This window comes from Mesorhizobium hunchu, from assembly GCF_040081975.1.
Classification (GTDB): domain Bacteria; phylum Pseudomonadota; class Alphaproteobacteria; order Rhizobiales; family Rhizobiaceae; genus Mesorhizobium; species Mesorhizobium hunchu.
This window is the reverse complement of the sequence record NZ_JBEBMG010000001.1, coordinates 382,969-397,376: the sequence shown is the minus strand read 5'-3', so window position 1 is coordinate 397,376 and position 14,408 is coordinate 382,969. Positions and strand designations below refer to the sequence as shown.

The window sequence follows — 14,408 nt, the reverse complement described above, 5'->3', positions numbered from 1 at the left end:
GATTCGACAGCGAAACGATCTGGACGGGACATGATCGAGGATCCTTCAAGAAAAAGACTGGGGCGCGGTCTGGCGGCACTGATCGGTGAAATGGATCGTCCGGTGCCGGCGTCCGAGAAGCAGCCGCCCGCGGCTGCGGACGGCAAGGCGCCGATCGAGTTCGTATCGCCAAATCCACGCAATCCGCGTCGACATTTCGCCGAGGCGGAGTTGACCGATCTCGCCCAGTCGATCCGTGAGCACGGCGTGGTGCAACCGGTCGTGGTACGGCCTTCGCCTGCCCAGGCCGGACGCTACGAGATCATTGCCGGCGAGCGGCGCTGGCGGGCGGCGCAGCGGGCCGGACTGACCGAGATTCCGGTGATCGTACGCGAGGTCAACGATCGCACCGCGCTGGAACTCGCCATCATCGAGAACGTCCAGCGCGCCGATCTCAATCCGGTCGAGGAGGCGATGGGCTACCAGCAGCTCATCGACGAGCATGACTATAGCCAGGCCGATCTCGGCCAGGTGATCGGCAAAAGCCGCAGCCATGTCGCCAACACGCTGCGCCTCCTGAAGCTGCCCGACGTGATCCGCGACATGCTGGTGGACGGCCAGCTTTCGGCCGGCCATGCCCGCACGCTGGTGACTGCCGCCGACCCGGCAGGCCTCGCCAAGCGGATCGTCGACGAGGGGCTTTCGGTGCGTCAGGCCGAGGCGCTGGCGCAGATGCCTGCGGACGACCAGCGCGCGCCGCGCAAACCAGTGCCGGTGGAGAAGGACGCCGACACGCTGGCTCTGGAAAAGCTGCTGACCGACGTGACCGGCATGAAGGTCGCCATTTCCCATAAGGAGAAAGGCGGCGAGTTGCGAATCGCCTACCGCACGCTCGACCAGCTCGACGAGCTGTGCCGCCGCCTCAAGGCCGAGCGAAATGTGGCCATGCCCCGTATCCGTTAGTCGGCAAATTTTCTTTCAGTTTCGAGCCAGACGCGCACTCTCGACCGCGATGGCGAGCAATGCCTGTCTGGCTGCCGGCTCCTGTAGATCGGGACGCCTGCGCGTCTGCAGGACGGCGCCCTGAAGGCGCGCCAACGCGCGCTCCAGCGCCGGTCCGTTCCAGCGCTCCAGTGCCTTTTCCATCACCTTGCGGCGAGCGAAGAAGACAGGCGGGCGCTGGGTGGCGACCACCGAAGCGGCATTGCGGCCTCCGGCGTCGAGCGCGCCGCGCATGGCGTGGAGGGCCTGGAACTGGCGCATCGCACCCGACAGCGCGAGAAAGGGATGACCGCCGGCCTGGCACTGGCGCGTGAAGGCGCTGTCGAAATCGGCGATCCTGCCTTCCAGAACGGCGTCCACCACGTCGTCGAAGGATTGGCCGGACACGTCGCCGGCAAGCGCCAGGACGTCGTCGAGCGTGATCTCTCCGGCCCCATGCGCGTAGAGCGCCAGTTTTTCGATTTCGCCGACCGAAGCGAGGCGGTCGCCGCCGAGATTGCGGCGAAGCGCCTGGCGGGCGTCGAGCGTCATGGTCATGCCGGCGCGACCGAGTTCCCTGTCGATCAGTGCATCGAGATCGCGGCCGCCGTCGGCGTAGCAGGGCAGCGCCATGGCATCGGCTGCGGCTTCGACGGCCGTGCGCAAGGGCGCTCCCTTGCGCAGGTCGCCGGCCTCGATCAGGACGATCGCATCGCGAGGCGGCTCGGCCAGAAGCGCTTTGACGTCGTCGGCAAGACCTTTTTGGGCGCCGGCGTTGCGCAGCCATAGAAGCCGGCGGTCGGAGAACATCGGCACGGTGCGCGCCTCGTTAAGCAGGCGGCCGCTGTCGCGCTCGGCCTCGCCCGCGTCGAGGCGGACCACTGAAAAGGGGTCGTCGAGCGGCAGGCCGGTTTTTTCGGCAAAGGCGCGCCCGCGCTCGGCGACGAGGCCATGGTCCGGACCGTAAATCAGCACGAGGAGGAAACGTGGGTCCGGCCGCGCCAGCCAGCCGTCCACCTCATATGCTTTCTTCTGCGCCATAGGGGTGCTGTAGCATAGAAGGCGGTCAAGTCGAGAGCTGACGGTGGCACATGGATCCTGTCCCTGGAACGGTGCCGGATACGATTTCTGTCTTTCCACATGGGTCGAGCAACGCTTTGTTGCCGCGCCGCGGCCGCGAAAGACGGGATATTACGTCGATTTCCTGCCACAGTCGCTGATCACGCCGATGGGATGAGGCGGCGACCGATAGCGGGCTGCCCCGGCAGCCCGAATGTGCGAAGATGACGCAAACGGGAGGACGACGGCATGAACGAAGCCCTGCGTTTCCATGTCCCCGAACCGGAGGTGCGGCCGGGCGGAGCGCCGGACTTCTCGACCGTTCCTATTCCCAAGGCCGGCTCGGTTCCGCGCCCGCCGGTCGATGTCGATCCGCGCGAAATCCGCGATCTCGCCTTTTCAATCATCCGCGTGCTGAACCGCTCTGGCGAGGCCGTCGGCCCGTGGGCGGGCCTGCTGTCGGACGAAGAGCTGCTGGAGGGGCTGCGTCACATGATGACCCTGCGCGCCTTCGACCAGCGCATGCAGATGGCGCAGCGGCAGGGCAAGACCTCCTTCTACATGCAGCATCTTGGCGAAGAGGCGGTGAGCTGCGCCTTCCGCAAGGCGCTCGAGCCCGGCGACATGAATTTCCCGACTTATAGGCAGGCCGGACTGCTGGTCGCCGGCGGCTACCCGCTGGTGACGATGATGAACCAGATCTATTCCAACGAGGCGGACCCGCTGAAAGGGCGGCAACTGCCGATCATGTATTCCTCGAAGGAGCACGGCTTCTTTTCCATCTCCGGCAATCTGGCGACGCAATATGTGCAGGCCGTGGGCTGGGCGATGGCCTCGGCGATCAGCGGCGACACCAGGATCGCGGCGGGCTGGATCGGCGACGGCTCGACGGCCGAGTCGGATTTCCATTCGGCGCTGGTCTTCGCTTCCACCTACAAGGCGCCGGTCATCCTCAACGTCGTCAACAACCAGTGGGCGATTTCGACCTTCCAGGGCATCGCGCGGGGTGGGGCCGGTACGTTCGCTGCGCGCGGACTGGGTTTCGGCATCGCGGCGCTGCGCGTCGACGGCAATGATTATCTGGCCGTGCATGCGGTGGCGAAATGGGCGGCGGAGCGGGCGCGCTCCAATCTCGGGCCGACGCTGATCGAGCATGTCACCTATCGCGTCGGCGCGCATTCGACCTCCGACGACCCGTCCGCCTACCGGCCGAAGGAAGAGTCTTCTGCGTGGCCGCTGGGCGATCCGGTGATCCGGTTGAAAAACCATCTCGTCCGGCGCGGCGTGTGGTCGGAGGAGCGGCACACCCAGGCCGAGGCCGAAATCCTCGACGGTGTGATAGCGGCGCAAAAAGAGGCCGAGCGGCACGGCACGTTGCATTCCGGCAACAGGCCGTCGGTGCGTGACATGTTCGAGGGTGTCTATGCCGAGATGCCGCCGCATCTCAGGCGCCAGCGCCAGCAGGCGGGAATATAGTCATGCCCCGCAGGACGATGATCGAAGCCATCCGCGACGCTATGGACGTGTCCATGGGGCGCGATGAGAAGGTGGTGGTGTTCGGCGAGGACGTCGGCTTCTTCGGCGGCGTTTTCCGCTGCACGCAAGGGCTGCAAGCGAAATACGGCAAGAACCGCTGCTTCGATGCGCCGATCTCCGAATCCGGCATCGTCGGCACGGCGATCGGCATGGCGGCATACGGTTTGAGGCCCTGCGTCGAGATTCAGTTTGCCGACTATATGTATCCGGCCTACGACCAGCTCACCCAGGAAGCGGCGCGCATCCGCTACCGTTCCAACGGCGACTTCACTTGCCCGATCGTGGTGCGTATGCCCACCGGCGGCGGCATTTTCGGCGGCCAGACGCACAGCCAGAGCCCGGAGGCGCTGTTCACTCATGTCTCCGGCCTCAAGACCGTGGTGCCGTCCAATCCGCACGATGCCAAAGGCCTGCTGATCGCCGCCATCGAGGATCCCGATCCGGTGATCTTCCTGGAGCCGAAGCGACTCTACAACGGGCCGTTCGACGGCCATCACGAGAGGCCTGTGACGTCGTGGTCGAAGCATGAGCTCGGCGAGGTGCCCGACGGCCATTATTCCGTGCCGCTCGGCAAGGCGGCGGTGCGCCGAGGCGGCGCGGCAGTCACCGTGCTCGCCTACGGCACGATGGTGCATGTCGCGCTGGCGGCGGCCGAGGAGACCGGAATCGACGCCGAGGTGATCGATCTGCGCACGCTGCTGCCGCTCGATCTCGACGCCATCGTCGCCTCGGTGACAAAGACAGGCCGTTGCGTGGTGGTGCAGGAAGCGACGCTGACTTCCGGCTTCGGTGCCGAGCTGGCCGCGCTGGTGCAGGAGCATTGCTTCTATCATCTCGAAGCGCCGGTGGCGCGCGTCGCGGGGTGGGACACGCCCTATCCGCACGCACAGGAATGGGATTATTTCCCCGGTCCCGTACGCGTCGGGCGTGCACTTGTCGAAACCATGGAGGCCTGACCATGGGCGAACACGTCATCAAGCTGCCGGATGTCGGCGAAGGCGTCGCCGAGGCGGAGCTGGTCGAATGGCATGTCAAGGTCGGCGATCCCGTGCGCGAGGACCAGGTGCTGGCCGCCATCATGACCGACAAGGCCACGGTGGAGGTTCCTTCGCCGGTCGATGGCGAGGTGCTGTGGCTGGGCGCCGAGATCGGCGACACGGTGGCGATCGGCTCTCCTATCGTGCGGTTGAAGGTGGCCGGGGATGGGAATGTCGTAGCCGGGACGCAGGCGACCGAAACCCAACCGGGTCCGGCCGAAAACGGAGCGGCAGGGACCCCCATCCCTAACCCCTCCCCCCAGGGGGGAGGGGAACGTTCCGTGGCTTCCAAAGCCGGGACCAAGTCCGAGACGTCGTCCGATAAAGATACATCGGAGAGAGATAGATCGCAGCCAGAATCCCTCTCCCCCTTGAGGGGTGGGGGTAGTCTCGCGCCGGGCTCTCCGTCTCGATATTCCACAGCAGTTCCGCGGCCCGAAGGCGAAAAACCACTGGCCTCTCCGGCGGTCCGGCTGCGGGCGAAGGAAGCCGGCATCGACCTGCGCAGGGTGCCGGGCTCCGGTTCAGCCGGGCGTATCACGCATGAGGATATCGACGCCTTCCTCGCGCATGGCGCGCAGGCGCCGCAGCCGGGCGGCGGATTGGCCCGCAAGGAGGCGGTCGAGGACATCAGGATCGTGGGGCTGCGCCGAAAGATCGCGGAGAAGATGCAGCTTGCCAAGGCGCGCATTCCGCACATCACCTATGTCGAGGAGATCGACGTCACCGCGCTGGAGGATCTGCGCGCGGCGCTCAACAAGCAAAAGAAGCCGGCGCCGGGCGGCGCTGATCGGCCGAAGCTGACGCTGTTGCCCTTCCTGGTGCGGGCGATGGTCAAAGCGATCGGCGAGCAGCCGCAGATGAACGCCCTGTTCGACGACGAGGCCGGCATCGTCCATCGCCATGCCGGCATTCATGTCGGCATTGCCGCGCAGACCCCGAACGGGCTCGTCGTCCCGGTCGTGCATCATGCCGAGGCGCGTGATCTTTGGGATTGCGCGGCGGAAATCAACCGGCTGGCCGAAGCCGCGCGGTCGGGCACGGCAAGCCGCGACGAGCTTTCCGGCTCGACCATCACCATCACCTCGCTCGGTGCGATGGGCGGCGTTGCGACGACGCCTGTCATCAATCATCCGGAGGTGGCGATCGTCGGGGTCAACAAGATGATGGTGCGACCAATCTGGGACGGCGCGCAGTTCGTGCCGCGCAAGATGATGAATCTTTCCTCTTCCTTCGACCATCGGGTCATCGATGGCTGGGACGCGGCCGTGTTCATCCAGCGCATCAAGGCGCTTCTGGAAACGCCGGCGCTGATCTTCGTGAACGACTGAGCGGACAGAACGTGATGAAGGACATCATTTGCAAGCTGCTTGTCATCGGCGCCGGTCCCGGCGGCTATGTCTGCGCCATCCGCGCGGGCCAGCTGGGGCTCGATACCGTGATCGTCGAGGCGGCCCGGCCGGGCGGAACCTGCCTCACTGTCGGCTGCATCCCCTCCAAGGCGCTGATCCATGCCGCCGGCGAGTTCGCCAAGGTGTCCGATATGGCCACGGGCTCGGATCCGCTGGGCATTTCGCTTACCCGGCCGGCTATCGAGCTAGGCAGAACGGTCGAGTGGAAAGATGGAATAGTAAGCCGGCTTACCAATGGTGTCGCCGGCTTGCTGAAGAAAGCAAAGGTCAAGCAGGTCGACGGCTGGGCGCGCTTTCGCGACGGCAAAACCGTCGCCGTCGAGACGGAGACCGGCGTGCAGGTGATCCGGGCCGAAACGGTGGTTATCGCCACAGGCTCCGTGCCGGTCGAGCTTCCCTTCCTGCCTTTCGGCGGGCCGGTGATCTCCTCGACCGAGGCACTGTCGCTCGCGACCGTTCCCGACAGGCTGGCCGTGGTCGGCGGCGGCTATATCGGGCTGGAACTCGGCACGGCCTTCGCCAAGCTGGGGTCCAGGGTGACAATCGTCGAGGCCCTGCCACGGCTGCTGGCGCAGTATGACGCGGAGCTGACGCGGCCGGTGATGAAACGGCTTGCCGGGCTCGGCGTCGAGGTGCTGACCGGCGCCAAGGCTAAAGGCATGTCGAAAAAAAGTGACGCGCTCATCGTCGAGGCGCAGGACGGCAGCGAGAAAAAGATCGCCGCCGACCGCGTGCTCGTCACCGTCGGGCGCCGGCCTGCCGTCGAGAGTTGGGGATTGGAGGAGATCGATCTCGACAGGAACGGCCCCTTCATCCGCATCGACGATCAGTGCCGCACCTCGATGCGCGGCGTCTATGCCATCGGCGACGTCACCGGAGAGCCGATGCTGGCGCATCGCGCCATGGCGCAGGGCGAGATGGTGGCCGAGATCGTCGCGGGGGAAAGGCGCGGCTGGGACAAGCGCTGCATTCCGGCGATCTGCTTCACCGACCCGGAGGTGGTGAGCGCCGGCCTGACGCCTGACGAAGCGAAGGCCGCAGGCAGGGACGTCAAGGTCGGACTGTTTCCCTTCAGCGCCAATGGCCGCGCCATGACCCTGCAAGGCGAGGACGGCTTCGTGCGGATCGTCGCCCGCGCCGACAATCACCTGATCCTCGGCATGCAGGCTGTCGGCCAGGGCGTGTCCGAGCTTTCGGCGGCGTTCGGGCTCGCCATAGAGATGGGCGCGCGGCTGGAGGATGTGGCCGGCACCATCCATGCGCATCCGACGCTCGGCGAGGCGGTGCAGGAGGCGGCGCTGCGGGCGCTCGGCCACGCCCTTCATATCTGAAGCGCGCCGCGATCTCTCAGGTTCGCTCCATTTTGCCTCAAGTCTTTGGTTTCAACATGTCCTCATCCGAAAGCCGGCGCCCGTTTTCGGGCCTGCCGGGTGAGGCGCCCCGGCTTTGAGCGCCGTCCTCCATCACGCAGACGTGTCCAAGGGCCTTCGGTCCCGAAAAGACATAATCTTGACTGATCAAATCATGTATTGTTAGGGACTGACTGCCCGTAACCCCCAAGGGTCCAGGAGACAGACATGAAATCAGCCCTCTTCCTGTTTGCCGGCGTCGCTTTCGCCGCTGCAAGCGTTTTCGCAGGCCCGGCGGCGGCCGATGACGACGGCATCATCATCTACAATGCCCAGCATGAAAGCCTGGCCAAGGAATGGGCCGAAGGATTCACCAAGGATACCGGCATCAAGGTGACGCTGCGCAACGGTGGCGACAGCGAATTCTCGAACCAGCTCGTCGCCGAAGGCAAGGCCTCGCCGGCGGACGTGTTCCTCACCGAGAATTCGCCGGCCATGGTGCTGGTCGAGAACGCCGGGCTGTTCGCGCCGGTGGACGCCGACACGCTGGCCGAGGTGCCGGAGAATTTCCGTCCCGCCAGCGGCAAGTGGATCGGCATCGCCGCCCGCAGCACCGTGTTCGCCTACAACAAGGACAAGCTCAAGGAAGATCAGCTGCCGAAGTCGCTGCTCGAGCTGGCCGATCCGAGCTGGAAGGGCCGCTGGGCCGCCTCACCCTCCGGCGCGGACTTCCAGGCCATCGTCAGCGCTCTGCTTGAACTCAAGGGCGAACAGGCGACGACCGACTGGCTGAAAGCCATGAAGGAGAATTTTACCGCCTATCGTGGCAACGGCACGGTGATGAAGGCGGTCAATGCCGGTGAGGTCGAAGGTGGCATCATCTACCATTATTACTGGTTCGGCGATCAGGCCAAGACCGGCGAGAACAGCAACAATGTTGCCCTGCATTATTTCAAGAACCAGGATCCGGGTGCGTTCGTCTCGATCTCGGGCGGCGGCGTGCTGGCTTCATCGAAGCATCCGAAGGAAGCGCAGGCATTTCTTAAATGGGTGGCCGGCAAGGGCGGGCAGGACGTTCTGAAGAACGGCACGTCGTATGAGTACGCCGTCGGTGTGGGTGCAGAATCCAACCCCAAGCTGGTACCGCTGGCCGATCTCGATGCGCCGAAGGTCGAGCCGGCCAACCTCAACTCCCAGAAGGTCACCGACCTGATGACGGCGGCCGGCTTGCTTTAACCGGCATTCGTCATAAAAGGGCGTCATGCCCTTCGCTCCCGCGGACCCGATCCTGAACCGGACCGCGGGAGAAACGTTTCAGGAAGCCCATGCGCTCATTCCTTGTTCGGCACCTTCTTCCGCCGCCTTCTGGCGCGGGCCGGTTGCTGCTCGCGAGGACCTGTTCATGACGGCGACAGGCGCGTCGCTGCGTTTGATGCCGGGCGCCCGGCCGCGCCGGCGTCCTATGCCTTGGATTGCGCTGGCCGCGACGGCGGTCTCGCTGCTCGCACTGCTGCCGCTCGCCTTCATTGTCTGGGTGACCATCCGCACCGGATGGGCCCAGAGCTATGCGCTGATCGTGCGGCCGCGCGTCGGCGAGTTGCTGGTGAACACGGTCCTGCTGGTAGTGATAACGGTGCCCATCTGCGCCGTGCTGTCGGTGGCACTGGCCTGGCTCACCGAGCGGTCGGATCTGCCGGGCGCACGCTTCTGGTCGCTCTTGGCGGTTGCGCCGCTGGCCGTTCCCGCCTTTGTGCATTCCTATGCCTGGGTGACGCTGGTGCCCGGTATGCACGGCCTGGGGGCCGGCGTGCTGGTTTCGGTCATCGCCTATTTCCCGTTCATGTATCTGCCGATCTCGGCGACGCTGCGCCGACTCGATCCGGGGCTGGAGGATGGCGCCGCCTCGCTCGGACTGGGTCCGTGGCGGGTGTTCAGGCGCGTGGTGCTGCCGCAATTGAGGCTGGCGCTGTGTGGCGGCGCGCTGCTGGTCGGTCTGCACCTGCTCGCCGAATACGGCCTGTTCGTCTTCGTGCGCTTCGACACGTTCACCACGGCCATCGTCGACCAGTTCCAGTCCACCTTCAACGGTCCTGCCGCCAACATGCTGGCCGGCGTGCTCGCTGCGTGTTGTCTGGCGCTGCTCGGCGTGGAGGTGATGGTGCGCGGCGAGGAGCGCTACGCGCGCGTAGGATCGGGGGCAGCACGGATGCGCCGGCGGGCGCGCCTCGGCGGGTTTACCCTGCCCGCGCTGGCGCTTCCGGTCGTCACGGCGCTGCTTTCGCTCGGCGTGCCGTTCCTCACCATCGGCCGCTGGCTGTTGGCGGGCGGCAGCGCGGTCTGGCAATGGGGCGACATCGCGCTGGCGGTCGGGCAGACGCTTTTTCTGGCGGTGGCCGGCGGCGTGCTCGCGACACTTGCCGCGATCCCGATCGCCTGGCTTTCGATCCGCAAGCCGGGCCGGTTGCAACGGGCGCTGGAGGCCTGCAACTACATCGTCGGCGCGCTGCCGGGCGTGGTGGTGGCGCTGGCGCTGGTGACGATCACCGTACAGGTGCTGCTGCCGCTCTACCAGACCCTGTTCACCATCCTGTTCGCCTATGCGCTGATGTTCCTGCCGCGCGCCGTCGTGTCGTTGCGCGCCTCCATCGCGCAGGCGCCGGTGGAGCTGGAGCGCGCCGCCGGCAGTCTTGGGCGTCCGCCGCTGCGGGCCTTGTGGTCCACCACCGTGCGGCTGTCGGCTCCCGGCGCGGCCGCCGGCATCGCGCTCGCCGCGCTCGGCATCATGAACGAATTGACCGCGACGCAGATGCTGGCCCCGAACGGCGTGCGCACGCTGGCGCTCGCCTTCTGGAGCTACAGCGGCGAGATCGACTACGCTGCCGCCGCCCCCTATGCGGCGATCATGGTGGCGCTGTCGTTGCCGCTGACCTTCCTGCTTTACGTCCAGTCGAAACGGATGGCCGGCCGATGAGCGCGCTCGCCATCTCCGGACTGAAGAAACGCTACGGTCCGGTCACGGCGCTGGCCGGCGTCGACCTCGAGGTGCGTTCGGGCAGCCGCACGGCCATCGTCGGGCCGTCGGGCTGCGGCAAGACCACGCTGCTGCGTCTGATCGCGGGCTTCGAGGCACCCGATGAGGGAAGCATAACCCTGGACGGGCACGTCATGGCCGATCAGACGCGTTTCGTGCCGGCGCACCAGCGCGGTATCGGCGTGGTGGCGCAGGACGGCGCGTTGTTCCCGCATCTGTCGATCGCCGACAATATCGGCTTCGGGTTGGACCGGGGCGAAGCCGGCCGAGAGGCGCGCATCGCCGAACTCGCCTATATCGTGGGGCTGGACAAGGGAATCCTAAAGCGTCGGCCGCACGAGCTTTCCGGCGGGCAGCAGCAGCGCGTGGCGCTGGCGCGCGCGATGGCGGTGAAGCCGCGCCTGATGCTGCTCGACGAACCGTTCTCGGCGCTGGACACCGGCCTGCGTTCCTCCATGCGCAAGGCGGTGGCCGAGCTTCTGGAAGGGGCGGGCATCACCACCGTGCTGGTCACGCACGACCAGGCCGAGGCGTTGTCCTTCGCCGACCAGGTCGCGGTGATGCGCGACGGCGCGTTCTCGCAGGTCGGCAGTCCGCGCGACCTCTATATGAAGCCCAGGGACCGCATGGTCGCGGAATTCCTCGGCGATGCAATCGTGCTGGCGGCGCGGGTCGTCGACGGTCACGCCGAATGCCGGCTCGGCCGCATTCCTGTCGAAGGCCTGGTGCACAAGGAAACCGTCCGCATCATGCTGCGGCCCGAGCAGATCGCGGTCAAACGCACCGCGCGGCAGGGTATGTCGGGATCTTCCGACATGCTGTTCGCGGAGGTGAGCGAATGCGAATTCGCCGGCGCGGTCTGCACGATCGCGGTGCGGCTTCTCAACAACCCCGATCCGCCGGACGCGGCCGCGATCGGATCGACGCCGCTATTGCTGAAGCATTCGGGCATCGATGCGCCGTCCGTGGGCGAGATCGTACGGATCTCCGTGACGGGCAAGGCGCACGTGCTGGGGTGAGCGACCAATTTGGCGAAGGCGAATTGATCGTGCCGCCGGCACGATCAAAGGTCGCGAACGCTTGGGAGCAGACAGCGAGACCTCGGCAGGGAGCTCGGCCTTAAACTCGCTTGCCGGCCTGATCGAACCAGTGAAGCTTTTCCGCCTGCGCGACGACGCGCAGCCGGTCTCCCGGCTTCGCCGTGGCGCGGCCGGCGACGCGCACGACGATGCGGCCGCCACCAGCGGCGCAGTGGAGAAAGCTCTCGGCACCAACCGGTTCCACGCCCTCCACAGTGACGGGAAGCAAGAAGGCGCCCACAGGCGTCGCGCCATCCGTCGAGAGTTCCGCGTCCTCGGGCCTGAAGCCGAGTGTGGCGGCGCCTGCCGGCGCGGCGACGCCGATGGCCGTGCCGTCGGCAAGCGTGCGGTTTGAGCCATCGCCGGCGAGGGAGAGAAGGTTCATCGGCGGCGCGCCGATGAAGGACGCCACGAAGGTCGAGGCCGGCTTCTCGTAGATGTCGAGCGGAGCGCCCATCTGCTCGACAAGGCCGCCGTTCATCACCACCAGTATGTCGGCCAGCGTCATCGCCTCGAGCTGGTCATGGGTGACATAGACGGAAGTCACGCCGAGCGCGCGCTGCAGGTTCTTGATTTCGACGCGCATCTGGCCGCGCAGCTTGGCGTCGAGATTGGACAGCGGTTCGTCGAAGAGGAAGACCTTGGGATTGCGCACGATGGCGCGGCCCATGGCGACGCGCTGGCGCTGGCCGCCGGAAAGCTCGCGCGGGCGGCGGTCGAGAAGGTGGGCGAGTTCCAGCGTCTTGGCGACGTCGCGCACGCGCCGGTCGATCTCGTCCTTCGGCGTGCCTCGGTTCCTCAGCCCGTAGGCCATGTTGTCGTAGACCTTCATGTGCGGATAGAGCGCATAATTCTGGAACACCATGGCGATGTCGCGCTCGGTCGGGCCGACCGCGTTCACCACCTTGCCGTCGATGGAACAGGTGCCGGAGGTGATGGTTTCCAGCCCCGCGATCATGCGCAGCAAAGTGGATTTGCCGCAGCCTGACGGACCGACCAGCACGCACAATTCCTTGTCGGGAATGGCGATCGACACGCCTTTCACCGCTTCGACGCCGCCGGGATAGACCTTCTTGACGTCCTTGAGATCGACTGTGGCCATCAGGCGTTCCGTTCTGTCATGGGGCGACCATCCTCGTCACTTCTCGTTCTCGACAAGGCCGCGCACGAACCAGCGCTGCATCAGCACCACCACCAGGATGGGCGGCACGATGGCGAGCATCGCCGTCACCATCACCAGATGCCATTGGGTGTCGGCATCGGCGAAGGAAACCATCTTCCTCAGCGCGATGACGATGGTGTTCATGTCGTTATGGTTGGTCACCAGCAGCGGCCACAGATATTGCGTCCAGCCGTAGATGAAGAGGATGACGAAGAGGGCCGCGATGTTGGTGCGCGAGAGCGGCAGCAGGATATCGAAGAAGAAGCGCCAGGGGCCGGCGCCGTCGACGCGAGCGGCTTCGACAAGCTCGCCCGGGATGGTCATGAAGAACTGGCGGAACAGCAGCGTCGCCGTCGCCGAGGCGATCAGCGGCAGGATCAGGCCGGCATAGGTGTCGATCAGTCCGAAATCGACCATCACCTTGTAGGTCGGCAGGATGCGCACCTCGACGGGGAGCATCAGGGTGATGAAGATCAGCCAGAAAAAGGTCATCCTGAGTGGAAAGCGGAAGAACACGATCGCGTAGGCCGACAGGATCGAGATGCAGATCTTGCCGATGGCGATGCCGAGCGCCATCACCGTCGTGTTGAAGAGCAGCGTCCAGACGTCGACGCCGCCAATGCGGCCGATACCTCCGAACAGCGCCTCCTTGTAGTTCGCCCAGAATTCGGCGCCCGGCAGCAGCGGCAGCGGCGGGCGCAGGATGGTCTGCAGCGTGTGAGTCGACGCGACGAAGGTGTAGTAGATCGGGAAGGCGACGATCAGTATGCCGAGGATCAGGATCGCATGGGCGAGGTAGATGCCGGCCGCCGACTGGCCGATCATCAGCCTGTCGTGCCCGCTGGCGGGTGCGGTTGGTTCAGCCATAGTGCACCTTCCTTTCCACGTAGCGGAACTGGATGGCGGTCAATGCGATGACGATGACCATGAGGATCACCGACTGGGCGGCCGACGAGCCGAGGAGCAGGTTGACGAAGCCGTCATTGTAGACCTTGTAGACCAGTGTCTCGGTAGATTTGCCTGGCCCGCCGCCGGTCACCGCATGGACGATGCCGAAAGTGTCGAAGAAGGCGTAGGTCGTGTTGATGACGAGCAGGAAGAAGGTGGTCGGCGCGAGCAGCGGGAAGACGATCGTCCAGAACCGCTTGGTTTCGCCCGCGCCGTCGATTGCCGCCGCCTCGATCAGCGATTTCGGAATCGCCTGAAGGCCGGCGACGAAGAACAGGAAATTGTAGCTGATCTGCTTCCAGGCGGCGGCGGCGATGAGCAGGATCATCGCATGCGTGCCATTCAGCACGGGGTCCCACGGGATTCCCATGCGCCGTATCAGCACCGCGACCGAGCCGATCGAAGGATTGAACATGAAGAGGAACAGCATGCCGGCGATGGCCGGCGCCACCGCGTAGGGCCAGATCATCAGCGTGCGGTAGAAGCCTTTGCTGCGCACCACCTTCTCGGCCATCACCGCGAGCAGCAGCGCGACGCTCATGGCGACCGCGGCGGTGGCGACGGAGAAGACGATCGTGACCTTGATCGAATTGATGTAGGCCGGCTCGGCGAGGACTTTCTGGAAATTCGCGAACCAGACGAATTTCGATTTAAGGCCGAAGGGATCCTCCTTCAACATGGACTGGTAGAGCGCCTGCCCCGCCGGCCAATAGAAGAAGATCAGCGTAATGGCGAGCTGCGGCGCCACCAGCAGATACGGCAGGACCTTGTTGGGAAAGACGACGCGCTGGGCCAGAGTGAATGTCCTCGTTCGCCAGGAGCGCCCACGCCGGGA

At 65.6% G+C, this 14,408-nt stretch carries 12 protein-coding genes; 8 read left to right on the top strand and 4 right to left on the bottom strand.

Going from position 1 to position 14,408, the window contains the following annotated elements:
- Window positions 1–30: 30 nt before the first annotated feature.
- On the top strand, window positions 31–942 hold the full coding sequence (locus ABMA46_RS01975; protein WP_348997596.1) for a ParB/RepB/Spo0J family partition protein: 912 nt from the start codon (window positions 31–33) through the stop codon (window positions 940–942).
- A 15-nt stretch (window positions 943–957) separates the two neighbouring features.
- Here ABMA46_RS01975 and holA read toward each other — a convergent pair whose 3' ends face one another.
- Entirely contained in the window at window positions 958–2,001 is a 1,044-nt protein-coding gene (gene holA, locus ABMA46_RS01970) for a DNA polymerase III subunit delta (RefSeq protein ID WP_348997595.1), read from the bottom strand.
- Window positions 2,002–2,268: 267 nt separating this feature from the next.
- On the opposite strand from holA, the gene ABMA46_RS01965 reads away from it, so the two are divergent.
- The 7 genes from ABMA46_RS01965 to ABMA46_RS01935 all read left to right on the top strand — a co-directional run bounded on the left by ABMA46_RS01965 (window position 2,269) and on the right by ABMA46_RS01935 (window position 11,403).
- The gene (locus ABMA46_RS01965; RefSeq protein WP_348997594.1) at window positions 2,269–3,495 is read left to right on the top strand and encodes a 3-methyl-2-oxobutanoate dehydrogenase (2-methylpropanoyl-transferring) subunit alpha; all 1,227 of its coding nucleotides are present in this window, start codon (window positions 2,269–2,271) and stop codon (window positions 3,493–3,495) included.
- 2 nt (window positions 3,496–3,497) lie between these two features.
- Window positions 3,498–4,511 carry an alpha-ketoacid dehydrogenase subunit beta gene (locus ABMA46_RS01960; protein ID WP_348997593.1) on the top strand — a complete coding sequence of 338 codons (1,014 nt, stop codon included), beginning with the start codon at window positions 3,498–3,500 and terminating at the stop codon, window positions 4,509–4,511.
- A gap of 2 nt (window positions 4,512–4,513) precedes the next feature.
- A complete protein-coding gene (locus tag ABMA46_RS01955; RefSeq protein ID WP_348997592.1) occupies window positions 4,514–5,923 on the top strand; it encodes a dihydrolipoamide acetyltransferase family protein in 1,410 nt (469 codons plus the stop codon).
- 14 nt (window positions 5,924–5,937) lie between these two features.
- Window positions 5,938–7,335, top strand: a complete 1,398-nt coding sequence (gene lpdA / locus ABMA46_RS01950) for a dihydrolipoyl dehydrogenase (RefSeq protein ID WP_348997591.1) — start codon at window positions 5,938–5,940, stop codon at window positions 7,333–7,335.
- 246 nt (window positions 7,336–7,581) lie between these two features.
- On the top strand, window positions 7,582–8,589 hold the full coding sequence (locus tag ABMA46_RS01945) for an iron ABC transporter substrate-binding protein (RefSeq protein WP_348997590.1): 1,008 nt from the start codon (window positions 7,582–7,584) through the stop codon (window positions 8,587–8,589).
- 166 nt (window positions 8,590–8,755) lie between these two features.
- Window positions 8,756–10,324: an ABC transporter permease gene (locus ABMA46_RS01940; protein WP_425475673.1), complete on the top strand. Its 1,569-nt coding sequence runs from the start codon at window positions 8,756–8,758 to the stop codon at window positions 10,322–10,324.
- The gene (locus ABMA46_RS01935; RefSeq protein WP_348997589.1) at window positions 10,321–11,403 is read left to right on the top strand and encodes an ABC transporter ATP-binding protein; all 1,083 of its coding nucleotides are present in this window, start codon (window positions 10,321–10,323) and stop codon (window positions 11,401–11,403) included. Before ABMA46_RS01940 ends, ABMA46_RS01935 begins: the two co-directional genes overlap by 4 nt.
- Before the next feature lie 100 nt (window positions 11,404–11,503).
- Here ABMA46_RS01935 and ABMA46_RS01930 read toward each other — a convergent pair whose 3' ends face one another.
- The 3 genes from ABMA46_RS01930 to ugpA are packed head-to-tail and all read right to left on the bottom strand — an operon-like array spanning window position 11,504 to window position 14,369.
- Window positions 11,504–12,565, bottom strand: a complete 1,062-nt coding sequence (locus tag ABMA46_RS01930; protein WP_348997588.1) for a sn-glycerol-3-phosphate import ATP-binding protein UgpC — start codon at window positions 12,563–12,565, stop codon at window positions 11,504–11,506.
- A 36-nt stretch (window positions 12,566–12,601) separates the two neighbouring features.
- Window positions 12,602–13,450, bottom strand: a complete 849-nt coding sequence (gene ugpE / locus ABMA46_RS01925; protein WP_348997921.1) for a sn-glycerol-3-phosphate ABC transporter permease UgpE — start codon at window positions 13,448–13,450, stop codon at window positions 12,602–12,604.
- A 34-nt stretch (window positions 13,451–13,484) separates the two neighbouring features.
- Window positions 13,485–14,369 carry a sn-glycerol-3-phosphate ABC transporter permease UgpA gene (ugpA, locus tag ABMA46_RS01920; RefSeq protein ID WP_348997920.1) on the bottom strand — a complete coding sequence of 295 codons (885 nt, stop codon included), beginning with the start codon at window positions 14,367–14,369 and terminating at the stop codon, window positions 13,485–13,487.
- Window positions 14,370–14,408 lie beyond the last annotated feature (39 nt).

Bases quoted from the DNA above. Each gene is read 5' to 3' on its own strand.
- ABMA46_RS01940 (WP_425475673.1), top strand. From the start codon at position 8,756: ATGACGGCGACAGGCGCGTCGCTGCGTTTGATGCCGGGCGCCCGGCCG.
- lpdA (WP_348997591.1), top strand. From the start codon at position 5,938: ATGAAGGACATCATTTGCAAGCTGCTTGTCATCGGCGCCGGTCCCGGC.
- ABMA46_RS01935 (WP_348997589.1), top strand. From the start codon at position 10,321: ATGAGCGCGCTCGCCATCTCCGGACTGAAGAAACGCTACGGTCCGGTC.
- holA (WP_348997595.1), bottom strand. From the start codon at position 2,001: ATGGCGCAGAAGAAAGCATATGAGGTGGACGGCTGGCTGGCGCGGCCG.
- ugpE (WP_348997921.1), bottom strand. From the start codon at position 13,450: ATGATCGGCCAGTCGGCGGCCGGCATCTACCTCGCCCATGCGATCCTG.
- ABMA46_RS01955 (WP_348997592.1), top strand. From the start codon at position 4,514: ATGGGCGAACACGTCATCAAGCTGCCGGATGTCGGCGAAGGCGTCGCC.
- ABMA46_RS01930 (WP_348997588.1), bottom strand. From the start codon at position 12,565: ATGGCCACAGTCGATCTCAAGGACGTCAAGAAGGTCTATCCCGGCGGC.
- ABMA46_RS01965 (WP_348997594.1), top strand. From the start codon at position 2,269: ATGAACGAAGCCCTGCGTTTCCATGTCCCCGAACCGGAGGTGCGGCCG.
- ABMA46_RS01975 (WP_348997596.1), top strand. From the start codon at position 31: ATGATCGAGGATCCTTCAAGAAAAAGACTGGGGCGCGGTCTGGCGGCA.
- ABMA46_RS01945 (WP_348997590.1), top strand. From the start codon at position 7,582: ATGAAATCAGCCCTCTTCCTGTTTGCCGGCGTCGCTTTCGCCGCTGCA.
- ABMA46_RS01960 (WP_348997593.1), top strand. From the start codon at position 3,498: ATGCCCCGCAGGACGATGATCGAAGCCATCCGCGACGCTATGGACGTG.